The 3,591-nt window shown below is 33.3% G+C and carries 4 protein-coding genes and 1 pseudogene; 1 reads left to right on the top strand and 4 read right to left on the bottom strand.

The window, feature by feature from the left end:
• Window positions 1-306: pseudogene (locus ACIQ56_RS15610) on the bottom strand (hypothetical protein); the annotation flags it as partial.
• 175 nt (window positions 307-481) lie between these two features.
• On the opposite strand from ACIQ56_RS15610, the gene ACIQ56_RS15615 reads away from it, so the two are divergent.
• Window positions 482-1,216 carry a response regulator gene (locus tag ACIQ56_RS15615; RefSeq protein ID WP_397601967.1) on the top strand — a complete coding sequence of 245 codons (735 nt, stop codon included), beginning with the start codon at window positions 482-484 and terminating at the stop codon, window positions 1,214-1,216.
• 3 nt (window positions 1,217-1,219) lie between these two features.
• On the opposite strand, the gene ACIQ56_RS15620 is transcribed toward ACIQ56_RS15615, so the two are convergent.
• The 3 genes from ACIQ56_RS15620 to ACIQ56_RS15630 form a co-directional block, all read right to left on the bottom strand.
• The gene (locus ACIQ56_RS15620) at window positions 1,220-1,702 is read right to left on the bottom strand and encodes a c-type cytochrome (protein ID WP_397601968.1); all 483 of its coding nucleotides are present in this window, start codon (window positions 1,700-1,702) and stop codon (window positions 1,220-1,222) included.
• Between the two features lie 43 nt (window positions 1,703-1,745).
• Window positions 1,746-2,852, bottom strand: coding sequence for a DsbA family protein (locus ACIQ56_RS15625; RefSeq protein WP_397601969.1), 1,107 nt, complete (start codon window positions 2,850-2,852; stop codon window positions 1,746-1,748).
• 89 nt (window positions 2,853-2,941) lie between these two features.
• Entirely contained in the window at window positions 2,942-3,481 is a 540-nt protein-coding gene (locus tag ACIQ56_RS15630; RefSeq protein WP_397601970.1) for a DUF2058 family protein, read from the bottom strand.
• Window positions 3,482-3,591: the final 110 nt, after the last annotated feature.

The following is a 3,591-nucleotide window of genomic DNA, read 5'->3' on the forward strand; positions in this document are numbered from 1 at the left end:
TAAAAAAGAAAAATGTTCATTTTCTCTAAAAAAATGAGTTGTATTTGTCGTTAACACCTCTAAAAACTCATTCATAATATCTGTGACACCAGATTCAATTAATTTTATATAGTCTTTATAAGAGTTACAGTCGTGTTTCTTTAATACACGATGCATTCTATTTGACATCAATGAAAAATTTTTATCACTTGAATCCATATAAATACCAGTACGTTCTAAAAGGATTTTTGCTAAACTTTTATATCCTTCAATGTCTGATATAAGCTCCTCATGTGTAATATTATTTTTTTGAGGAGATTCACTCACTTTTTTTATCCTCTTCAAGTTTAAACAAGTTAGAAATACCTTAGTTAGTATCGGTTCTATTAAATTATTTTTAGTTAGACTGTCGGTTTTTCAACACAAGAATTTTGTATTGCTAGATATTAAAACGATAATGTTTATAGCAGGTATAAAAGTAACAATTTATTGGAGCAAAACTATGACTTATTTGAAGGATCATCTGGTACTTGTTGTCGATGATGAGCCTGATTTAAGAGAAATGCTGGTTTCTGAGCTTCAATCTATTGATACAAAAACACGTGAAGCTAAAAACGGAAAAGAGGGCATTCATATTGTTAAATCAGAAAAAGTTGATTTAATCATAAGCGATGTCCGTATGCCTGGTGGAAATGGGATCGAGTTTCTTGACGAAACAAAAAAATTAAATTTGAGAAAGCCCATTTTTCTTTTTATAACCGCATTTTCAGATGTCACACGTGAAGAAATTCATGCGCATGGTGCGGAAGGCCTTATTTCTAAACCTTTTGACCTTCCCGATTTAATAAAAAATTTAGAATGGTTATGCTCTCCTACAAAAGAACGTTATGCCCTAAAACCAACTTCACAAATAGAAACAGAAATAAAAATCAATCAAGACCCAAATGAAAAAACACCTTTTTTAATGGGACGTGGTGGAGCTTTAATACCAACAGGCAAAGATCTTCTTGAAGCATGTATATTTATTCAAATAGATATTACATTTTTAAATGGCAAAAAAATAATAGGAATTGGTGAAGTTCTATGGAACGGAAATAGCAATACAAATGGAGAATATTGCGCTGGAGTTGAATTTAAATACTTTAATGATGAAACAAGAGATTTTGCAATTGAAACATTAGAAAAGTGTAACTCAACTGCATATGTTCCTGAAAGAACCGAAAAATTCGATAGCTAAAAATTATTTTTTCCCAACTAAAGAATGAACATATTCCGCTAAATCCAATCTATCTTTTTCATTTGGAACTTGAGTCTTGAAACTAGCCATTCCTGTTCCTGCAACCCCTTCTTCAATTACTTTAGCAATGTATTTTACAGCAGGAAGATTGTTCTTGTTATGCTTGAATTGACCCGTGGTTAAATTAGTCGCTTTCATTGCTTGTCCTGTAGGATTATCTGCTTTTCCTGAAGCACCGTGACAAAGAGTACAAGTTGCTTGTTCGTAAAGTTTTTTCCCATTTGCAAGTTGCTCTGCCGTTGGTCCTTTTGAAGGAGCCGCATTTGCAACCTCGGACTCCATCACAACCGGAGCGGCTGCATTTTCGGCAATCGTTTCATTTGATCCTTTATTAAACTTCAAAAGATCGTATCTATAAAGAACGATAAAAACGACAAAAAGAGTAATCAAAGTAGAAACAATTAGGATACGAGCTGGAGCCTTCACATTTTCCCCCTTAAAGGTTCTTAAAAAAAAATAAACGACACAATTAATTTAAAGCTGTTTTTAAAGTAGATTCAAGTTGCTGAGGATTTACCTCTATCAATCTTCCATTTAAATAAAATGTTGGTGTTCCCTTAAATCCCGTAGATGCATTAAATTGTCCTTGTACTTTTTGAATATACACATTCGATTCATTTGAAGTTAGACATGCTGAAAAAGCATTGATATCTAATTTTGCAGATTGAGCAACTTCGATTGCAACATCATTAAATGCTTTTATAGGATCCACTCCAGCAGCAGGATTTGCTTTTGCATAAGGAACTTGAAATGCTTTTATATGATAATCCCAAAATAAATTTTCACCTTGTTTCGTTGCACAATAAGCACCACGAACTAATGAACCACTTAATCCCTGAGGTGATAATGGATATGCAATGTTGACAAATTTAACTTTTGAAGAAAACTCTTTTACAATTTTTTCCATAATAGGTTCTGACTCTCTACAATGTGCACAGAGATAATCGGCTACTTCAACTAGAACAATATTAGAATCTTTGTTACCTCTAACAGGATAACCAGTTAAATCTAAGTTAACAGCAGGAGACAAAGGCGGTGTCAAAAGTATTTTTATTCTTCCTCCTGCCTCTAATTCTTGCAACTTACGCATAACTGTTTCACCCGCTTTTTGTTGTGACATTTGCATTTGAAGCTGGGTTTTAATTTTGTCAAAGGGTTGGTTTCCAAAAAAACCAGGTCCCATTTGATTTACAACTTTGTCATAATATTTTTTGGCTTCTTCATCTGAAACATTGGCAATAGGTAACAATTCTTCAAGTTTTGGCAGTTCTGTTGCAGTTACTTTTTTGCCAACATCATTAGCAAGGGCAATACGAACAGCAGTTTGTCCTGCAAAGTTTTTTTCTGCATTATAAATGTTACTTTGCAAAGTAAAATAATCCATTGCGGAATCACCAGGTAACACACCAGAATCCCATGTTTTACCATCAACTACTATAAATTGTTTTCCTAAAGCAGAAGTCAAATCAACTGCTTTTTTATTATTTTTTGAAATCATAATACCTGTTGCTGCTAAAGCCCCAAGAATAAGACCCCCTACAAAAAAACCGATTATCTTTACATTATTTGACTTCATTGTTTTCTCTCCTTGCATTTGATTTGTACTCCAAAATATTTGACATAAGTATACATAGTTTAAAAAATGAAGCTACTTTCTAAATCATTTTAATAGAAATCAATTTCTTCTGAGTCCTCTAACTCGGAATGAAGAGTTAATAACCTTTGCGGAGTAATTTCTTGAATAATTTTTGCTGCAAATAAAGGAATAATATAAAATTCATCCACTTCATCTTGCATTCTGCCAATTCCCATTTTCCCTCGAGCTAGCATTTCTCTTTGCCAAGCTGTTACCATTACTTTTCTTACTTTATTATTTTCTTCAAAAAAATAACTTTCTGTAGCATTGGAAGCGTTTAAACAATTGCTGTTCAAAATTTGTCTTGCTCGATAATAAGTTTCTCTTTGTTGTATTAACAAGTCTCTTTGTTTGTTTAGCTCTTTATCTATCTCTTTTCTTTTATTTTTTTCATCTTCAATTTTATCTAGCTCTTGTTGCTTTTCTGCTTGCAAAGCATCTGCAAGTTCTTTGTTCTTTTTGGAATCGTGGCCTTGTTTCCGATTTGAGGCTTCGACTTTCTGGGCTTGTTTTTTTGAAACGAGCCCTGCTTTTAACAGCTGATCTCTTAAGCTGGTAGGTAGAGACATGACTTTTATTTCCTTTCAAATAAAGTAATTCATTGCCATGAAACCCCTGCAGAACCGGACTTGTAGTTTTCCCACATCCGGCTCCCAGAGATGATATTCATTGCGTAGGT

The sequence above is a fragment of the Silvanigrella sp. genome (assembly GCF_044369315.1).
Taxonomy (GTDB): domain Bacteria; phylum Bdellovibrionota_B; class Oligoflexia; order Silvanigrellales; family Silvanigrellaceae; genus Silvanigrella.

Coding starts and splice junctions, on each gene's coding strand:
- ACIQ56_RS15615 (WP_397601967.1), top strand. CDS start 482: ATGACTTATTTGAAGGATCATCTGGTACTTGTTGTCGATGATGAGCCT.
- ACIQ56_RS15625 (WP_397601969.1), bottom strand. CDS start 2,852: ATGAAGTCAAATAATGTAAAGATAATCGGTTTTTTTGTAGGGGGTCTT.
- ACIQ56_RS15630 (WP_397601970.1), bottom strand. CDS start 3,481: ATGTCTCTACCTACCAGCTTAAGAGATCAGCTGTTAAAAGCAGGGCTC.